Source organism: Phormidium sp. CCY1219 (assembly GCF_055795085.1).
In genome coordinates this window covers 1-257 of record NZ_JAYFEQ010000946.1, presented here as the reverse complement: position 1 = coordinate 257, position 257 = coordinate 1, and the positions used below count along the sequence as shown (strand labels likewise).

Annotated in this window: 1 protein-coding gene; it reads right to left on the bottom strand. The window is 51.8% G+C overall.

From position 1 onward, the window contains the following. Positions 1 to 257 (bottom strand): HEAT repeat domain-containing protein (locus AC0QH1_RS30780; RefSeq protein WP_324635260.1); only part of this gene is annotated, 257 nt, incomplete at both ends.

Here is a 257-nt window from a genome sequence, read left to right as displayed (position 1 = left end):
CTAACCCGGCGATTGCCTGTGGATTGCCCGCGCCAATTTTCCCCAAACTTTCTGCCGCTAGCCAGCGGGTATATTCAAATTCAGACTCGGCGATTAAATTGACTAACCCGGCGATTGCCTGTGGATTGCCGGGGTCAATTTTCCCCAAACTTACTGCCGCTAGCCTGCGGGTCAATTCAAATTCAGACTCGGCGATTAAATTGACTAACCCGGCGATTGCCTGTGGATTGCCCGCGCCAATTTTCCCCAAACTTTCT